Genomic DNA, 19,192 nt, shown 5'->3' on the forward strand with positions numbered 1-19,192 from the left:
TCACTTTGTCTTTACCCCAAACCGGTCTGAGAAGGCTTTTGCGACACATTTCTCATCAGACAAACATATCTCTAAAAAGACAAAAGGTATCCATCTACGGACTTTCTCCATTTCCCCTCTTTAAACTCCCGAACACTCTCTTTATGATGACTGACAACTTAATTATTTCTTGTCAGTGAACAGACGAGACACAAGACTCAACACATGGAGATCAACTATGGCTTTCTTCTCTCTAGCCTTTGGTACGGCAACTAAAAACCGCGACGGCAAAATCATCGAAGCGTTTTTCCCAAACCCAGTTCTTAACCCAAGCGAAGCGCTTGTTAACGCACTAGCAGCAGTAGCAGGTTACGAGCAAGGCAACCAAGCTATCGAGATCTCTGCGGCACAAAGTGCAGAACTTGCGGCAGCATTCGAAGCAAACGGCGATGCAGCAAACGCATCTTTCGCAGCAAAAGCAGCAGAATCAGCACAACCACTTGTACTGGTTATCCTTGCAACTGACGAACAGCCACAAAGCGTTGCTGAAGGCTTCCTAAAGCTTCAACTTATCTCTAACCGACTAGTTCAACCACACGGCACGGTACTAGACGGTATCTTCGGTCTACTACACAACATCGCATGGACTAACGAAGGTCCAATCGACCTACCTGAACTAGCAGAGCGTCAAATCGAAGCTCGCCTAGCGGGTCGTGCACTAAGCGTTGATTGCGTAGACAAGTTCCCTAAAATGGTGGACTACGTGGTACCAACTGGCGTTCGTATCGCTGACACTTCTCGCGTACGTCTTGGCGCACACGTTGGCGAAGGCACAACGGTAATGCACGAAGGCTTCATCAACTTCAACGCGGGTACAACAGGCGTGAGCATGGTTGAAGGTCGTATCTCTGCTGGCGTAGTGGTTGGTAATGGCTCTGACATCGGCGGCGGCGCATCTATCATGGGCACACTATCTGGCGGCGGTAAAGTTGTGGTTTCTATCGGTGAAAACTCTCTACTAGGCGCGAACGCAGGTCTTGGCTTCCCAATGGGTGACCGTTGTACTATCGAATCAGGTCTGTACGTAACTGCTGGTTCTAAAGTACGCATGCTAGATTCTGACGGTCAAGAAGTCGAAGTGGTGAAAGCACGCGATCTTGCTGGTGTTTCTGACCTACTGTTCCGTCGTAACTCTATAACAGGTCAAATCGAGTGTCTTGCAAACAAGAGCGCGGTTGAACTGAACAGCGAACTGCATAAAAACAACTAATAAATAGTTAAGAAAAATCCCCCAGCAGGAAACTGTTGGGGGACTTTTTAGCTTAAAGCAAAATGCGTGAGTGCTGATTACTGATTTAAAAAGCTGACCGCTTTATCTGGGAAATCAGTAAACAAACCATCCACTTTTACTTGGTTGTAGTACACATCCATCATGCCTTCAAAGCTGTCAGTGTACGCTGGAATGCGTCCTGGATCGGCGCGGAACGTGTATGGATGCACTTGCAAGCCAGCGTCTTTTGCAGCCTTCATCAACGGCTTGATGATGATATTGTCTTTGGTTGACTTATCATCTACCAGCATCGGCTTCCAAGGTCCAATTCCTTCCGCGTAACTCGCTACTTTCTTCATTCCGTCGGCTTCGAACATCCAGTCATAACTGTATGGTGTTGCCTTGTCGCCTTTGTACACCATAGTTTCGTTCCAGTCCGTGTAAGCCATAAGCTGAACGAGCTTTAAGTCCATGTCCATTGTAGGCATGAGTTCACTGTTGATGCGTTGAAGTTCATTCGCATCAAAACACTGAAGGTAGACTTTGTCGTCTTGAGAGCCGTAACCGTACTGCTTCAAGACTTTAAGTACTGCTTTAGAAATGTCCTTACCTTCATGACGATGGAACCAAGGCGCTTTAATTTCTGGGTAAATACCGATGTCATAACCCAGCGTTTTGTTTAAGCCTTGGATCAGCTCAATCTCTTCAGCAAACGTCGGCACGGTGAAATCAGATTTCCACATAGGGAATCGGGTTGGATAGCCCGCTACTTTGTTGCCTTTCTCATCGATGTTGAACCCTTCGGTAACTCGCAAGGATTTGATTTCCGCCAGAGTGAAATCAATCGCGTAATAACGACCATCTTTACGTGCACGATCAGGAAAACGCTCCGCAACATCCGTTACGCGATCGAGATAATGGTCATGCAACACGACCAACTGGTCGTCTTTCGTCATTACCACATCTTGCTCTATGTAGTCAGGTTTCATTGCGTAAGCAAGTGCTTTGGCTTCTAGCGTGTGCTCAGGCAAGTAGCCCGATGCGCCACGGTGCGCAATGACAAGCGGCTTCGCAATCGCACCAGCAGAGAGGCTAAGTGCTAAAAAAGTAAGACATACTGACTTTGTTTTCATTGTTATTTCCTTGATAAAGCGAAGAGGCAGTATTCCACTGCCTCTTTAAATAAATATTACGCTAGCGCTTCCTTCTCGCGCTCTTTTTGCTCGTGGTGCGCACGTTCACCTAAGAAGGCGTACATCAAACACACGATAGAAGTAATACAAGAACCCACTAAGATGATAAAGCCACCATCCCAGCCAAAGTGGTCTACGGTGTAGCCCAAAATCGCGTTTGCGGCAACTGCCCCACCCAGGTATCCAAACAAACCAGTAAGACCAGCGGCAGTACCTGCGGCTTTCTTCGGAGCGAGTTCAAGTGCGTACAAACCGATCAGCATAACCGGACCATAGATTAGGAAGCCAATTGCAATAAGCGCCATCATATCTACTGTTGGGTTGCCTGCAGGGTTAAACCAATAAACCATCACTGCAACTGTCACTAACACCATAAATAAGATACCAGCAGGTGCACGACGACCTTTGAACAATTTGTCAGAGATCCAACCACACAATAGTGTTCCTGGAATGCCAGCCCATTCGTATAAGAAATAAGCCCATGACGATTTATCTACCGAGAAATCCTTCGCTTCTTTTAGGTAAACAGGTGCCCAGTCCAGTACGCCGTAACGAATTAGGTAAACAAATGCGTTTGCAATTGCAATCGACCAAAGAAGTTTGTTGTTGAAGACGTATTTGAAGAAGATTTCCTTCGCTGTCATTTCTTGTTCATGGGACTTGTCATAGTCATCTGGGTAATCGTCTTTGTATTCTTCAATAGGAGGCAGACCACAAGACTGAGGGGTATCGCGAACCGTCATCCAAACAAACACAGCAACTAACGTGGCGAAAAATGCAGGAACATAAAATGCAGTGCGCCAATCATCATTAAATGCCCACAGGCCAAGAATAAATAGTGGACCAATCAAACCGCCACCCACGTTGTGCGCCACGTTCCAAACCGAAACGATCTCACCACGCTCTTTACGTGACCACCAGTGCACCATGGTTCGGCCACAAGCAGGCCACCCCATCCCTTGGAACCAACCGTTTAAGAAAAGCAAAATGAACATCGCAGTGACGCTACCAGTCGCCCATGGCATAAAGCCAAAGCAAAACATCACTAATGCAGACATCAATAGGCCGCCACTAAGGAAATAGCGAGGGTTGGAGCGGTCTGAAACGCTGCCCATTAGAAACTTAGAGAGACCATATGCAATGGAAACAGCTGCCAAGGCGACACCTAAGTCTCCGCGGCTAAAGCCTTGCTCGATAAGATAAGGCATCGCCAAACTGAAGTTTTTACGAACTAGATAGTAACCGGCGTAGCCAACAAAGATACCGATAAAGAGTTGCCAACGGAGGCGAGAGTAGGTGCTATCGATGCTGCCAGGGGACAGACGATCAATGTGCGCCTTAGGTTTGAATATTCCAAACATAGGAACCTCATTATTTTGTATGCGATGGTAAAAACACAAAAGGAGCGAACGAAACAAAATAAATCTTCGTTCGAAAGTTCATGAATTGTATGGAGTTAGGATTTTATTTCTGTGACAAATGTTGCACATGGATTAAATATAAGTAAATACAGTAAATTATATGAGCATTAATTAGATCATCGTTCAACTTTACTCAAGATTCGTTAATATTAAACTGATGTTCAAACCTCTCACTTGAGCATTCCAATTCGAAACCTTTGAAACAAAGGCTCGAATTAGAACATAAACTAACCGTAAAAAGGGCGATTTACGCCTGCCCTACTCGCTCCGAACCAACTAATAACTAAAAAGCTGAAAAACGATCACGTTTAGCATCAAACGAAATAAAAAAAACAATTTTTATTTGAATACAAGCCGAAGCAATGATTCACAAACACAAGACATTAACAGCGTTTATTCTCTTATCAACTCATCCTATTGGTACCAATGGGATGACGATTTTTTCTAAAAGTCCAAACATGACAGCGTATTTTTTATATCACTGCTATCCCTTGATACATTTGACATTCCGCTACTCCTTTAGGGTTAATTGCTACACAAGTTCTGTGCAATAAGTCTCCAAGCACGTAGCAGCTTCACAAAACTCCTCTTACCAGTTGTGCATTCTTTTTCACATCGGTAATTTGAGCGCTCTCATCACTGGCCTCGTGACAAATAAATTATTTTCGTTGTGTTCTTTTCCGGTTAAAAGATGCGCCATTTAACAAAAACGAAGACTTTGATTAACAAATTTATGCTCAAACGCTCATTTTTAACGCTCGTTTGTTTTCGCAAACGTTTATATATGCACAATAGTATCGTGCTAGACAGGCAAAAATGATCAAAGGACTTTTAACATGACAACGAACAAACACCCCTCTCTGCTCGGAGAATGTTTGGCCGAGTTTATCGGTACAGGACTACTTATTTTCTTCGGCGTAGGCTGTGTTGCAGCCTTAGTTCTAACAGGCGCATCATTTGGACAATGGGAAATCAGTATTGTATGGGGCTTCGGTGTCGCCATCGCTATTTACTGTACGGCTGGCGTCTCTGGTGCACACATCAACCCTGCCGTTACCATCGCACTTGCTATGTTCCATGGTTTTGATAAGGCGAAAGTGGTGCCATACATTATCGCTCAAATGCTTGGGGCATTCTGTTCTGCTGCATTGGTATACAGCTTATACAGCAACCTTTTCACCGACTACGAAATCGCTCATAACTTCGTTCGCAGCAGCCAAGATGCACTAGCAACTGCTGGTATCTTCTCAACCTATCCGCATGCCTCCCTCTCTTTCTTTGGTGCTTTTGCTGTGGAATTCGTTATCACTGCTGTGCTGATGTTTGCGATTCTGGCTCTGGGCGATGAAAATAACGGCGCGGCACGTGGCGCAATGAACCCTCTATTAATCGGTATTTTGATTGCCGTCATCGGTGGTTCACTTGGTCCACTAACAGGCTTTGCGATGAACCCTGCTCGTGACTTTGGACCAAAGCTGTTCGCTTACTTCGCAGGTTGGGATTACGCTCTGACAGGTGCTAAAGACATTCCTTACTTTATCGTGCCTTTACTTGCTCCGATTGCAGGTGCGTGTTTTGGTGGTTGGTTGTATCCAAAAGCGATTGCCGCTTACCTTCCACAACAAGGCCACGGTTGTACGATTCCAAACCAATGTGAGACGGAAGAAGAAACAGAAGAAGCTAGAGCTTAAAACTGACGTAACTCGAACATTTACTAAAATATAAATAACGAAACAAAAGGATTCTTACCATGACTGAGCAAAAATACATTGTTGCCCTAGACCAAGGTACAACAAGCTCTCGCGCAGTGATTCTTGATCATGATGCGAACATCGTAAGCGTCGCGCAACGCGAATTTACTCAGATTTATCCAGAAGCTGGTTGGGTTGAACATGATCCAATGGAGATCTGGGCAACACAAAGCTCTACCTTAGTAGAAGCTCTAGCTAAGTCTGGCATCCGTAGCGACCAATTAGCGGCTATCGGTATTACTAACCAGCGTGAAACGACCATCGTCTGGAATAAAGAAACAGGTAAACCCGTTTACAATGCGATCGTATGGCAATGTCGCCGTACTGCTGATATCTGTGAAGATTTAAAAGCACGCGGTCTCGAAAACTATGTACGTGACAACACTGGTTTGGTGCTTGACCCTTACTTCTCCGGTACCAAAGTTAAATGGATTCTGGACAATGTTGAAGGCGCACGAGAAGACGCAGAAGCAGGCAAGCTTTTGTTTGGTACTGTCGATACTTGGTTAGTTTGGAAGATGACTCAAGGTCGCGTTCACGTAACCGACTACACTAACGCATCGCGTACCATGCTGTTTAACATCAACGATCTATGTTGGGATCAAAAAATGTTAGATGAGCTTGGCATCCCAGCATCTATGATGCCAGAAGTGAAGCGCTCATCGGAAATTTACGGTAAAACCAACATCGGTGGTAAAGGCGGTACTCGTATTCCTATTTCTGGAATCGCAGGTGACCAACAAGCGGCGCTTTACGGCCAAATGTGTGTTGAAGCGGGTCAAGCGAAAAACACTTACGGTACGGGTTGTTTCTTGCTAATGAATACTGGCCAAGAAAAAGTCACTTCGACACATGGCCTTCTAACTACTTTGGCTTGTGGTCCTGCAGGCGAACCAGCTTATGCACTTGAAGGCGCCGTATTCATGGGTGGAGCTTCTATCCAATGGCTACGCGATGAATTAAAAATCCTAAACGGTGCAGAAGACTCTGAATACTTCGCGACAAAAGTGGATACATCAAACGGCGTTTATGTCGTGCCTGCATTTACTGGTTTAGGCGCACCATACTGGGATGCCTACGCACGTGGCACGATTGTCGGCCTTACTCGCGGCGTGAATTCAAACCATATCATCCGTGCAACATTGGAAGGCATCGCTTATCAAACTCGTGACGTACTGGATGCGATGCAAGCTGACTCAGGCATTAAGCTTGCGAACCTTCGCGTCGATGGTGGTGCAGTAGCGAACAACTTCCTCATGCAATTCCAATCCGATGTATTGAACACAGAAGTACACCGCCCTCAAGTAACTGAGGTTACCGCTCTTGGTGCAGCCTACCTTGCCGGCCTTGCCGTTGGTTACTGGGATAGCATTGATGAGTTGCAGAATAAAGCGGTACTTGATCGCACCTTTGAGCCACACGATGATGAAGAAAAACGCAATCGTCGTTACAAGGGCTGGAAACGTGCAGTGAAATGTGCACAAACCTGGTCTGAACTTCACGACGAAGAAGATTAATCTCATCTCCATAAGAAAAAAAGAGCGCCATTTGTGCGCTCTTTTTGCGCTTTATCCCCGATTCCTGAACTCGCTTACTTCTCACAACGAGCAAATTCGAGCACAATAGAGCTTCGAATTTGAAGCATTGGCCGTTACCAATGCACAAGGGAGTGGTAAGTGAAGCAAATACCTCGACACCAGCAGATTGTTGAGCTGGTGAAAAAACAAGGCTATGTCAGCACGGATGAGTTGGTAGAAAGATTCAATGTCAGCCCACAAACCATCCGACGCGATCTCAATGAACTCGCCGATGACAACAAAATTCGTCGTTATCACGGTGGAGCCACTATTCCTCTCAGTTCTGAAAACACATCTTACAACACGCGTAAAGCGCTCAACTTCAATGAAAAAGATGTCATTGCAGACGAGGTAGTCAAACACATTCCAGATGGTGCCACACTATTCATCGATATTGGCACTACACCAGAAGCAGTTGCGCGAGCGCTCAATAAAAACCATAAACAGTTGCGTGTTGTCACCAACAACATCAATGTTGCGACCATTCTTTTCCCTAACCCTGAAATCAAAGTCATCTTAGCGGGTGGAGAAGTCCGCAGCAGAGACGGCGGTATTGTTGGCGAGGCTACCCTCGATTTCGTTAAACAGTTCCGTCTCGACTTTGGTATTCTCGGCATTAGCGGTATCGACTTCGATGGCTCGCTATTAGACTTTGATTACCACGAAGTCCGGGTCAAACAAGCGATCATTGACAATAGCCGTAGTGTATTTCTTGCCGTAGACCACACCAAGTTCGGGCGCAATGCTATGGTGAAACTAGGCAATATTGCACAGCTCAACATGATCTTTACCAATAAGCAGCCACCAGAAGAAATCTTGTCAATTTTGAAGGAAGCTTCTATCCCACTTGAAGTGGTTGAAGCTAACGAATCAAACTCCGAAAACGAGTAACGTCAATCGTATAACTCCCCCTCAAATGACCTCTGTCTTAATTAGACAGAGGTTTTTTTTGTGTCTAAATCACACAAAACGCTCACAAACGAAAATAATAGATGATCACAAACGAAACCTGAGCTAGGATTACATTATGTTCTAAAATGCTCGTTCGCTCACCAAGAGGTCAAATTTATGAGTATACAAAATAATGCTTCCACTACTAGCTCATCCACTACCTTAGACTTGATCGTAATCGGTGGCGGCATTAACGGAGCTGGTATTGCAGCAGACGCAGCTGGCCGAGGTTTGAGTGTTGGCTTATATGAAGCACATGACTTCGCATCTGCGACTTCTTCAGCAAGTTCTAAACTGATACACGGCGGTTTACGCTACCTTGAACACTACGAGTTTCGTTTAGTTTCGGAAGCGCTCGCAGAGCGTGAGGTTATTCTTCGTAAAGCACCACACGTCGCATTACCAATGCGTTTCCGTTTACCGCATCGCCCATTCCTACGCCCAGCTTGGATGATTCGTTGTGGCCTTTTCCTTTACGATAACTTGGGTAAACGTACGACGCTGCAAGGCAGTAAAACCGTCAACCTTGCGAAATCTGGCTTGCTAAAACCAGAGATGAAAACGGGTTTCGAATACTCTGACTGTTGGGTTGATGATGCACGTTTAGTATTACTGAACGTTCTTGCGGCTCGCGAAAACCATGCTGAAGTGCGTAACTACTGCCGCGTGGAAAAAGCACACCGTGAAGGTGGTATCTGGCATGTTACTATTCACGATGTGATGACAGACCAACGTTTCGAACGTAAAGCGAAAGCGTTAGTCAATGCTGCGGGGCCTTGGGTAAAACAGTTCTTTGATGATGGATTAGAGCAAGCCTCTCCTCGTAACATTCGCTTAATCAAAGGCTCGCACATCGTTGTTCCTCGTATCCACAACGAACCGCAAGCCTACATTCTTCAAAACAAAGACAATCGCATCGTATTTATGATTCCTTACTTAGATAAGTTCTCAATCATTGGTACAACAGATGTGGAATACAAAGGTGACCCACGTGAAGTGTCGATCTCAGATGACGAAGTCGATTACCTCATTGATATCGTAAACCAACACTTTGTCCACCAGTTGACTCGCGAAGATGTAGTTTGGACATACAGCGGTGTTCGTCCTTTATGTGACGATGAATCTGACTCTCCGCAAGCAATCACACGAGACTACACGCTAGAGCTCGATGCGGAATACGACCATGCACCTCTGCTTTCTGTTTTTGGTGGTAAGTTAACGACCTACCGTAAGTTAGGTGAAGCAGCAATGAAGAAACTTGCTCCGTTCCTACCTGAAATGGGTAAAGACTGGACGGCCAACCAAACCCTTCCTGGTGGTAACTTCAGCTGTAGTCGTGAACAATTAGCGAAACAAATTCATGCTAAATACACTTGGGCGCCAGAAGCATTGATTCTTCGTTATGTCACTCAGTTTGGTACCCAAACGTGGAACTTAATGGAAGGTACAACAAGTGAAGCTGACTTAGGACAAACGTTCTCGACACAAGCCGGTGGTGTTTACCAACGTGAGATCGATTACTTAATGAACCATGAAATGGCAATGACCGATGAAGACATTTTATGGCGCCGTACTAAGCTTGGTCTTTACATGAACGAGGAAGAAAAACAGGCCTTAACGGACTATTTAAAGAAAAAGCTACAACAGAAAGTGGTTAATCTTTCTCAAGTTGGCTAACAGCTCCCCTCCCTCCCCCCACAATAAAGCCTGCTTAGTTGCAGGCTTTTTGTTTTGTTGTTTAAGCACAACACCTTGGTGCGCTCCACTCGATTGCAAATAAGAACAACTATTCATAGACATTTGGCATTAAATACAATCATACTCATTTGAAAAATAATGCATCAATGACTTCAGAGTACCGTACTCAGAGCATTGCCTCTGTATGGCAATGCAATTCTCGCGAAAGAAGTATCTTGAGGTTATTTTGGTATCGGCTCAAACAAGGAAAAGAAAATGGGTTTTATGATTGAACATTGGGACTTCTCAACCCCAGAAGCAACTCAACAATCCACCACGGCAGAGCAAATTCAAGCTAAGCATTGGTACCATTGCGAACGGCTGCATCCTGATATTCGTGGTTGGCTGGAGCAAAACCAAGTACCTCGAGCTACGGTTGATCATCTATTAGCCGACGAAAGTCGACCATCTTTCCATCCTTTGGATGACGAGAACTTCATGTTGATTTTACGAGGCGTCAATATGAACGGCAATGCATCACCAGAAGATATGCTTAGTATTCGAATTCTCTACTTTCAAGGCGCACTCATTTCAACTCGTAAAATTCCATCACGCGCGATCATGGAGATTCGCCAAGCATTAGCGGAACACAAAGGCCCAAAAAGTCTTGCCAGTTTACTTCATCAGATCATTGAAGGATTAAACAGTAAAATAGACATTTACCTTGATACGATTGAAGAAACACTAAACCAGTTCGACGTGAATGATGAGTCGACGTACAAACATATGGCGACTCAAAAAGCACTGATTTCTATCAAGCGTTTTATTCGCCCTCAGCAGTACGCTATCCGTGATCTTGTGGAGTCAGAATCAGAATTGATTGCTTTGAGACCTCATCAATATCGCTTCGCACACAATAATATTACGCGCATAAATGAAACACTTGAGTTTTATCTTGGAGAAGTGGCGCTTTTCCAAGAAGAGATCAAACATCATCGTGATGAGAAAACCAATAAAAACAGTTACCTGTTTACTTTGGTAGCAACGATTTTTCTACCAACCAGCTTCTTAACAGGTTTACTCGGTATCAATGTTGGTGGAATGCCAGGCGTGGAATCCACCATGGCATTCACCTGGTTCTGCATCGCCTTAATTGTCATTTTTGGTCTAGAGTGGTGGCTATTTAAACGCTTGGGGCTCACGAATAAAGCGGACGACGAAGACGAGTAAACACTAAACCTATAAAGAATAAAAGTAAATTACCACCTTCTAAAGAAGGTGGCTTTGTGTGAGCCCCCTAAAAGGGGGCCTTTGTTTAGTCCAGCGCCAATTGCTGCTGCTCTACTCGCTCTTGCTTCTCTTGATGTCTTACATATCGGCGTATTATTTCTTCATTGATTCCAACACTATCGACAAAATAGCCTCTTTGCCAAAAGTGATTACCCCAAAGCCTGTTCTTCCTAAGGTGAGGAAACTTGCTAAATAGCTTTAAGGCTATTTTGCCTTTCAATACCCCCATCAACTTGGATATCGAAAGCTTTGGTGGGACCTTTACAACTAAATGTACGTGGTCAACTTGTACGTTTAGCTCTACGACTTCACATCCAAGTTGATTACAGTAAACATAAATACATCGATAAACTTCTTTACCTATATTGTTCTTCAAGATCCTAAATCGATACTTTGGCGTCCACACTATATGGTATTGACAACGCCAAAATACGTGGGAAGCTTGATTGTATCTACTCATGTTATTTGTCCTCTTTGACTTCTGGAAAAATCAAAGACGCATTTAGCATGAGTAGTTTTACAGGCAAAGCCGAAACGGATGATAACCACCTACTGAAGTAGGTGGTTTAGGGCTGAAAACCAAAAGAGGAGCACGCGGCTCCTCTTTTCTCTACTCACATTAGAATCTTATCCGGGGTGACCATCCACACGAGGGGTCACAAGCATCACACCAAAGCGCCACACAAATAGCCCAAACGCAACAATCCATAATCCGCCGCTGATATCAATCCACAGCATCATGTTCGCTGGGTCAAAGATCACGGCGAAACTGCGAACCAAAGCTGCCGCGGTAATCGCTGCAAACGCAAGGCTCATGTTTGGTCCTTTGTAGATCATGCGACCAGTATGTCCCATCGTCACCCGTGCAATCATCGCTAAAATCAAACCGCCTAACGCACCTATCGCAAACAGGTGAATGAGGTTATGGCTGGCAAATGCATCTCCCCAGACGCCTCGCAAAATTAAGCTTAGTGGTAAACACAAATACGCAGCATGCAGCGACCACACTAAAGGCTCGCTCAGGGTTAACCAAGGTTTCCAGCGAACAAAACGCACCAACTGAGCAACACCTGCAAACAACATCAAAGGACTACCTAGTTCTGCAAACGTCACAGGGAAAAAGCTCAGCACAAATAGCATTACCAACGGCAAATTCGCGAGCCACTCTAACCAAGCCAATGGTTGCGCTTTTTCGAAATTAAATCGACGCGCAGTAAAAAATGGAATCACACGTCCGCCCATCACTGACAACAGCAAGGTAAACCACCACAGCATTGCTTGCCACACCGCTGAAGAGCTAAAGGGCGGCATACCTTTTATCGTTGCGTAGCTTGCAAAGTTCGCAAAGATGGCCAAAAGAAACAGTGGAACGAAAAACAAATTACGCCAACCTTTGGCTCGATACACACGAATGCCCACCTCATAGGCGACAAACAGTAAAAATACCGCTTCGATACTGCTGGTTAACCATAACGGTGCTGGTGTCCAAAGCAATATGCGGGGCACTAACCACAAGCCAAATAAAGCCAGAAGCATGTAATGCTTGGTACCATTAATGCCAGTCCAGTTTTGTACCGCGGTCAGTACAAAGCCAACTACAATGGCCATTGAAAAACCGAACAACATTTCATGTACGTGCCACCACAATGCAGGCACGGCCAATGCGCTTGGCGGCCCACTTTGGAACATCCACACCCATAACGCAATCGCAACAATGGCGTAAATCGACCCAAACAGAAAAAACGGCCGAAAGCCTAATCGCAGCCATGCGGGGATTTTTTCTTCTACTTTTTTATCGGTGATATTCAGCATTATCTTGCCCTCAAGCGTCTCTCGATGCTGGTTAACTCAACTACATATTGATGCTACCATAAACATGTATAGAAAATACATGTTTATAATTAAGATTATACTTAAGAGGTAAAGTTGTGCTTCAGATGCGGGTTAGGTATAAACATGAGAGGCACAACTATCAGTTAAGGGATGCAACGACAATGTACATATTTGGCTATGGCAGTTTGATTAATTCTGCGTCGCGTAAGTTAACCGGACAAACGGGAGAAGCCATTCCCGTCATAGCACATGGGTTGGTTCGCTACTGGGGGAAGATTGACGACAGCTACAGCCTCTCTCCATTAGTGGTGAACCAAGGCGATGGACAGGTTAATGGCGTTTTACTCGAAGTAAATGAAGAAGCGCTCGCAGAATTCGACCGCCGTGAGCGAGGTTATCATCGTATTCAACTTCAGCCAGATCAAATCGAAACAGATGCGAGTTTTAACCAAGAACATGACATTTGGGTTTACGTAAAAGACGAGCCACTACCACCATGCGCAAAGAGCCCAATCATGCAAAGTTATGTTGATACCGTGCTGGCAGGTTGCTTGGAAGTTTCCCACGCGTTTGCAGAGCATTTTGTGCGTCACACCATTGGCTGGCAACACGCGAAAGAAAATGACCGCCATCAACCCAAATATGGCAACCTTGCAGGCGTGCAAGAGCATCATTACGAGTTGATTGATAATCTAATAAAAAAAGGAGCCTAACGGCTCCTTTTTAGTATCTATGTTTTGCTTACGCGAGCTTAAAACTTGTAATCAACACCAACGTACAGGCTGTCAAAATCAAAATCTTCGCTGCCACCGTTTTCGGCATCAATACTTACCGAAGAAGCACGGTAGCCACCAGATACAACCAAACCTGAAGCGAACTCATAACCAGCCTCAACACCGTAGTTAAAGCCTACATCACGACCATCATCGGTAACAGTGCTAGATGATTTCACTTCATAAGAAACACTCATTACACCAAGGCCAGCAATCGCACCAACATAGAAGCCTGTACCTGCAAATTGGTATTTAGGCTTCGCATTGAAATTGAACGCAGAAGCATCAACACTAAATTTAACCGGCCACCCCATGTAAGAAAATGTTTCTTCAAAGTCGCCAAAGTATATGTACTCACCTTCAAAAGCTAGTTTGAAGTTTTCTGAATATTGAAGCTCTTTACCTACAGCAAGGCTAAGACCTGTCGCAGAAAGATCTTTTGACAAGCTTTTAACTTTAAGATCTGAATTTACCAAATCAGCACCAACATACCAGTTACCTTTTGCTTGAACTGATGCTGAAGCAACCACTGCACCTAAAGCCAATAATGGCAATACTTTTTTCATTATAATTTCCTAATTTTTCATACTGTTAGACAGCTTTTAAAAGCGCGGAGATTATAAATAGAGTTGAATACTTTCCTATTGATTTGTTTATAAAATGAGACACAAAACATAAACATGAACAATAAAACGTTTGCTTGATTAAACTCTAAACAGCTCGAGTCCTATTAAGTACTAGAGTTACCACAAGTAGCAAGTTTCCAAACCAGTCGCGTTTTTCAGTATTTTTACAGCAATATAATCCTTACGTTTACGGCTTTATTTATTACTCAATAGAGTCTATTTCATGAAAACAATTTGGCTTGATATGATGATTTAAAGTGTTTAGGACTGTCTTACTAAAGGTTTGTGCATATCTAAGTAGCTGTTTAAAATAGTCAGATTATTGAGCTCACACTTGGGCAGTGCCAACGGGAAATTTACATGGCAAAGCTAAAAGATATCGCCATTGAAGCAGGCGTCTCACTTGCAACCGTATCGCGGGTTTTGAACAACGACCCAACGTTGAGCGTTAAAGAAGAAACCAAATACCGCATTTTGGAAATTGCAGCAAAACTGGAGTACCGCACCAGTAGCTCGAAGAAAGGCATCAAAGAAGCTAAGCAAAAACATCACTTTTTAGCCTTATATAACTACAAACAAGAAACAGAGGTGAATGACCCTTACTACTTATCAATTCGTCATGGGATTGAAACGCAATGCGACAAATTAGGTATTACGCTAACCAATTGCTATAACAGTGAAATTGATGTTGAAACGAAAAAGATAACAGGTGTCCTTTTAGTCGGAAATGTCGACCAAAAGGTAGTAGATAAATTACCTAAACGTCTAGCCGATAGCATTTGCTACATAAACTTTTCAGATCCAACCTGCCCTTATGATTGCGTTGATGTCGACCTTATTCGAATCAGTAGGCAAGTAGTTGATTTCTTTGTACAACGAGGCCACCGCCGCATCGGTTATATTGGCGGTCAAGACAAGCACGACGCAGCTGACACTCGTGAAAATGTGTTTTTGGACTATGGCTATCTAAAAGGCGTGGTCGCAGAACATGATATACACTATTGTGCCTGCTCTAGTTTGTCCGGTTATAACTTAGCGAAAGAGATGCTAGCCAAAGGTGACTTCCCGAAAGCAGTATTCATTGATTCAGACTCCATCGCGATTGGCATAGTACGTGCAATCCATGAATTTGGCTTAAAGATACCAGAGGATATTACGCTGATTAGTATGAATGATATTCCTACTGCTCGCTTTACCTTTCCGCCGTTGTCTACAATTCGTATTCACTCTGAGTTGATGGGAACTCAGGGAGTGAACTTACTAGTGGAAAAATACCGAGATGGACGCTTACTCCCTCTTCATGTATACGTTCAAACAGAGCTTAAACTACGTGGTACAACTCAATGATACCTTTTCCATTAATCTCTTTTATGAATTAAATCTGGAACATCCCCCCCTAACCCAAGATATTCATTTTGCACAATCAGTACTGTTTCGGCGTAACGCCGATAACTCAGCGGGTAGTAAGAAGTTCAACAACAAATCACTCTAAGCACCATGAGTGCCCCAAATGTTTATCATTTAGAGGTGATGGTCGAAGAAACCAACTCGCGTAGCCAAATGCCTTTGTCTTCATTGTTTCGGCTGGAATGCCACAGCATGGCAATATCAAAATCCGCAACGGCGATCGGCGGCTTAACAGTAATGAGATCGTCCGAAAAGCCCTCCGCCAACGCCATTTTTTCTGGCACGATGGCAATGAGATCGCGCTTTTTCAATAGATGCCGAATAGTGAGAAAGTTGCGCGACGCCACGGTGACTTTGCGGCTCAAGCCATGTTCTGCGAGCTTTTGGTCTACTTGTGTCTTTAAGCTCCCATCGGGACTTACCAGAGCTTGCTCGATGTTCGCGAACGCTTCCAGAGACAGCTGTGTTTCCCCTTTCAACACCTGTTTATCACACATGCACACGTGTTTTTCGGTGTACAAGTACAAGCTCTCAAAGTTGTCATCCAACACCGGCATGCTGCCAATAATGACATCGAGCTTTTCGTGCTCAGTTAATGCCACGTAGTTGCTACGATTGACGTTAATAAAACTGATCTGCGCCTCTGGGGCGCGCTGGCGTATTTCGTCATAAAGCCGAGGAGCAAAGATAAACTCGGCATAATCCGTTAACCCGATGCGACATACACCCGCGTAATTTTCAGGTTGGAAGGCAGACTTAGTGAGCAAGTCTTTGGCGATAGAATCCAACAAGTGATGCACAGTTGGCGCGATGTGGTGAGCGTGCTCGGTGGGCTCCATATTGTGCCCTTTTCGCTCAAAAAGCGGGTCGTCAAACAACAACCTTAAACGAGACAAACTATGACTCATCGCCGACTGGCTAACGTAACTTTTCTCTGCCGCGACGCTAACGCTTCGATAGCGATACAAGTAGGAAAACGTCACCAATAAGTTCAAGTCAATGTTGCGCCACTGAATGTCCTCTTTCACTCCAACATCCTCATCCCATTTCATTCATAGATGAAATTAAAATCATCAATTTGAGTCATTTTAGAGCATTCGATAAATTAGCAACAATGCTTTTTAGATAAACAGGCTCGACATGTTCACCATATTCAAAACTTTTTTCTGGCTGGGTTGGTTCAGCTTCGGCGGCCCGGCGGCTCATATTGGTTATTTTCGCCAAACCTTTGTTGAGAAACTGAAATGGCTTGATGACAGCGAGTACGCGCAAATTGTCGCACTCAGTCAGTTTTTGCCGGGACCGGGCTCAAGCCAAGTTGGCTTTGCTTTAGGTTATAAACGCGGCGGTTTAGGTGGCGCATGCGCAGCATTTGTCGGATTCACTCTTCCTTCGGTGATCATCATGTTGGCGCTGGCGATGGTGAGCAGCCAAATCACCGACACCGCAGTGTTCCAAAACATCGTTCACGGCCTAAAACTGCTCGCAGTCGTCGTCGTGGCGGATGCGACTTGGGGCATGTACAAAAACTTCTGCCAAAGTAAACTGACCGCGGGTTTGTGCGTCGCGACTGCGATTGCGTTGCTGGTGGCACCAAGCATCATGACGCAAATGTTCGTGTTGATCGCAGCAGGTTTTGTCGGTACGCGATATCTGAAGAAAGACTCCGCGTCATCAGCCGAGCCGTTTAAACCGTCTATCGCGCCATTGGCTCTATTTGCGGTGCTTTTACTCGGCTTACCATTAGTGGCTCATACGTTACCTTTGCTTGGGCTGTTTAGTGATTTTTTCCAAGCTGGTAGTTTAGTGTTTGGTGGCGGTCATGTGGTGCTGCCGCTTCTGCAAAACATTGTTGGCGACCAGCTCAGCCAAGATGCATTTTTAACAGGCTACGCCGCTGCACAAGCTGTACCGGGGCCAATGTTCACCTTTGCGACTTTTATCGGTTATGAGCTTTCGGATACGCCAATTTTAGGCGCTCTGATCGCAACGCTTGGCGTATTCCTCCCAGGGTTTCTTTTACTGCTTGGCGTTCTTAAAAACTGGCAAGCACTGGCAGGCAAACCGCTGGTCTCCGGCGCCATCAACGGTGTAAATGCCTCGGTAGTAGGGTTGCTACTCGCGGCACTTTACCAGCCAGTATTTAGCAGCGCAGTTGTTGCTCCCATCGACATGGCGTTAGTGATTGCGGGTTTCTATCTACACAAAAAGCTCAACCTTTCGGTACTATGGATGATCGTGTTTTTTGTGGCAGCAGGCCTTGTCACGGGCATGATGTAGCCTGCTGATACGCCAACTATTGAATCTAGATAAACCACGGGCACTCAAATACGAGTGCCCTTGCTTAGATTAGATAGTGAAAACGGAACAGACCCCGATAAAAAGAGCATCACAAATTGTGACTTAACTTCTCTCGGTTAAGCCATTGTTCATTCTTACCAACTTAACCGCATCATGACGAGAATGGACATCGAGTTTTTTGTACAACTTGTATATATGGCTTTTCACTGTACTTTCAGATAAAAAAAGTCTTGAGGCAATTTGTTGATTTGAAATGCCGTACACAAGTAGCTCTAGAATCTGTTTTTCTCTGCATGTTAACTCATCATGCTGCTGTTCTTCGGACAAATTTGCATGCCGATAATTGAGGACTAACTTCTCTAGGTACATTCTTGGTAGCCACAACCCACCTTTCAGTACGTATTCCGCGCCATCACATATATGTGTCACTGATGCACTTCGGAGCAAAATTCCTTTTAACAACTTCCAATGCAGTAAGTCCGTTTGTACTTTTTCACAAGGGACGTTGTGAAGCATAAAGGACCACCCAAATAGATCAAAATCTGGTAACTTTCCTTGTACTTCAAGCTGACGCATAAAATCGTAATCAATAAACATCAAATCGATACTGAGTGAGTGACTTCTGAACACCACTTCATCTGGTTGCATTATCTTTACATCGACATCATGAATGGAAGACAGCTGTTTTTTTATTAAGTTACTTTGTAAATTACTCTCAGCTAGCAGTATCAAGTGCTTCTTTTCCATAGTCCCACCACATTAACTTACCTGTTTCACCAACCCCCGTTAGAAAATTAATTGGGGATAGCAAAGAGAATTTATCTTCATTTTAAGTAGAAAATATAGCACTTCAGAATGATATCGCATTGCTTTTCAGCACCGAAAAAGACTTAAAAAGTATGAACATGTTATATTTTTATCCATACTTTTCAACCTGTGTTAGCATAAGGATATGATTTATAATATTAAATAATAAAGATAATAATTGGATAAAATACCATTTATAAAAAATGGATGACTGCTCCGCTCAGTGCAATAGAACGAATTACTTCTTTATATTGGCTTCATTTCATACTTGATGAGTACTTAAAGTAAATACAAAAAATAACATTATGATTATGTTATTTTTTTCTTTAACACCTT

The 19,192-nt window shown here is 44.2% G+C and carries 16 protein-coding genes; 9 read left to right on the top strand and 7 right to left on the bottom strand.

Going from position 1 to position 19,192, the window contains the following annotated elements; genetic code table 11:
• Nucleotides 1–217: 217 nt before the first annotated feature.
• Nucleotides 218–1,249 (top strand): 2,3,4,5-tetrahydropyridine-2,6-dicarboxylate N-succinyltransferase, encoded by a 1,032-nt coding sequence (gene dapD / locus N646_RS07200; RefSeq protein WP_017820786.1) that lies wholly within the window; start codon nt 218–220, stop codon nt 1,247–1,249.
• 77 nt (nt 1,250–1,326) lie between these two features.
• Here the strand turns inward: dapD and glpQ are convergent, their stop codons facing one another.
• Together glpQ and glpT are read right to left on the bottom strand one after the other, a co-directional pair.
• Entirely contained in the window at nt 1,327–2,382 is a 1,056-nt protein-coding gene (gene glpQ / locus N646_RS07205; protein ID WP_017820787.1) for a glycerophosphodiester phosphodiesterase, read from the bottom strand.
• A 56-nt stretch (nt 2,383–2,438) separates the two neighbouring features.
• Nucleotides 2,439–3,803: a glycerol-3-phosphate transporter gene (glpT, locus tag N646_RS07210; protein ID WP_005380199.1), complete on the bottom strand. Its 1,365-nt coding sequence runs from the start codon at nt 3,801–3,803 to the stop codon at nt 2,439–2,441.
• An 896-nt stretch (nt 3,804–4,699) separates the two neighbouring features.
• On the opposite strand from glpT, the gene N646_RS07215 reads away from it, so the two are divergent.
• From N646_RS07215 to N646_RS07235, 5 genes are all read left to right on the top strand, one after another.
• On the top strand, nt 4,700–5,554 hold the full coding sequence (locus N646_RS07215) for an MIP/aquaporin family protein (RefSeq protein ID WP_005380195.1): 855 nt from the start codon (nt 4,700–4,702) through the stop codon (nt 5,552–5,554).
• Nucleotides 5,555–5,613: 59 nt separating this feature from the next.
• Complete coding sequence (glpK, locus tag N646_RS07220) at nt 5,614–7,131, top strand: glycerol kinase GlpK (protein ID WP_005380193.1); 1,518 nt, start codon at nt 5,614–5,616, stop codon at nt 7,129–7,131.
• Nucleotides 7,132–7,290: 159 nt separating this feature from the next.
• On the top strand, nt 7,291–8,082 hold the full coding sequence (locus tag N646_RS07225; protein WP_005380192.1) for a DeoR/GlpR family transcriptional regulator: 792 nt from the start codon (nt 7,291–7,293) through the stop codon (nt 8,080–8,082).
• Between the two features lie 177 nt (nt 8,083–8,259).
• Entirely contained in the window at nt 8,260–9,819 is a 1,560-nt protein-coding gene (gene glpD, locus N646_RS07230) for a glycerol-3-phosphate dehydrogenase (RefSeq protein ID WP_005391703.1), read from the top strand.
• A 276-nt stretch (nt 9,820–10,095) separates the two neighbouring features.
• On the top strand, nt 10,096–11,049 hold the full coding sequence (locus N646_RS07235; RefSeq protein ID WP_005391702.1) for a CorA family divalent cation transporter: 954 nt from the start codon (nt 10,096–10,098) through the stop codon (nt 11,047–11,049).
• An 85-nt stretch (nt 11,050–11,134) separates the two neighbouring features.
• On the opposite strand, the gene tnpA is transcribed toward N646_RS07235, so the two are convergent.
• The gene (gene tnpA / locus N646_RS07240) at nt 11,135–11,569 is read right to left on the bottom strand and encodes an IS200/IS605 family transposase (protein ID WP_017633711.1); all 435 of its coding nucleotides are present in this window, start codon (nt 11,567–11,569) and stop codon (nt 11,135–11,137) included.
• A 167-nt stretch (nt 11,570–11,736) separates the two neighbouring features.
• Nucleotides 11,737–12,921 (bottom strand): NnrS family protein, encoded by a 1,185-nt coding sequence (locus N646_RS07245; protein ID WP_017820437.1) that lies wholly within the window; start codon nt 12,919–12,921, stop codon nt 11,737–11,739.
• A gap of 182 nt (nt 12,922–13,103) precedes the next feature.
• Here N646_RS07245 and N646_RS07250 point away from each other — a divergent pair, with 182 nt between their 5' ends.
• The gene (locus tag N646_RS07250) at nt 13,104–13,655 is read left to right on the top strand and encodes a gamma-glutamylcyclotransferase family protein (RefSeq protein WP_005380184.1); all 552 of its coding nucleotides are present in this window, start codon (nt 13,104–13,106) and stop codon (nt 13,653–13,655) included.
• A gap of 38 nt (nt 13,656–13,693) precedes the next feature.
• On the opposite strand, the gene N646_RS07255 is transcribed toward N646_RS07250, so the two are convergent.
• On the bottom strand, nt 13,694–14,281 hold the full coding sequence (locus N646_RS07255; protein ID WP_017820436.1) for an outer membrane beta-barrel protein: 588 nt from the start codon (nt 14,279–14,281) through the stop codon (nt 13,694–13,696).
• A 420-nt stretch (nt 14,282–14,701) separates the two neighbouring features.
• On the opposite strand from N646_RS07255, the gene ebgR reads away from it, so the two are divergent.
• A complete protein-coding gene (gene ebgR / locus N646_RS07260) occupies nt 14,702–15,688 on the top strand; it encodes a transcriptional regulator EbgR (RefSeq protein ID WP_017820435.1) in 987 nt (328 codons plus the stop codon).
• 170 nt (nt 15,689–15,858) lie between these two features.
• On the opposite strand, the gene N646_RS07265 is transcribed toward ebgR, so the two are convergent.
• Nucleotides 15,859–16,776: a LysR family transcriptional regulator gene (locus tag N646_RS07265; protein WP_021034022.1), complete on the bottom strand. Its 918-nt coding sequence runs from the start codon at nt 16,774–16,776 to the stop codon at nt 15,859–15,861.
• Between the two features lie 112 nt (nt 16,777–16,888).
• Here N646_RS07265 and chrA point away from each other — a divergent pair, with 112 nt between their 5' ends.
• The gene (gene chrA, locus N646_RS07270) at nt 16,889–18,028 is read left to right on the top strand and encodes a chromate efflux transporter (protein ID WP_017820434.1); all 1,140 of its coding nucleotides are present in this window, start codon (nt 16,889–16,891) and stop codon (nt 18,026–18,028) included.
• Nucleotides 18,029–18,151: 123 nt separating this feature from the next.
• On the opposite strand, the gene N646_RS07275 is transcribed toward chrA, so the two are convergent.
• Complete coding sequence (locus tag N646_RS07275; protein WP_005380169.1) at nt 18,152–18,796, bottom strand: helix-turn-helix transcriptional regulator; 645 nt, start codon at nt 18,794–18,796, stop codon at nt 18,152–18,154.
• Nucleotides 18,797–19,192: the final 396 nt, after the last annotated feature.

Source organism: Vibrio alginolyticus NBRC 15630 = ATCC 17749 (assembly GCF_000354175.2).
Lineage (GTDB): Bacteria > Pseudomonadota > Gammaproteobacteria > Enterobacterales > Vibrionaceae > Vibrio > Vibrio alginolyticus.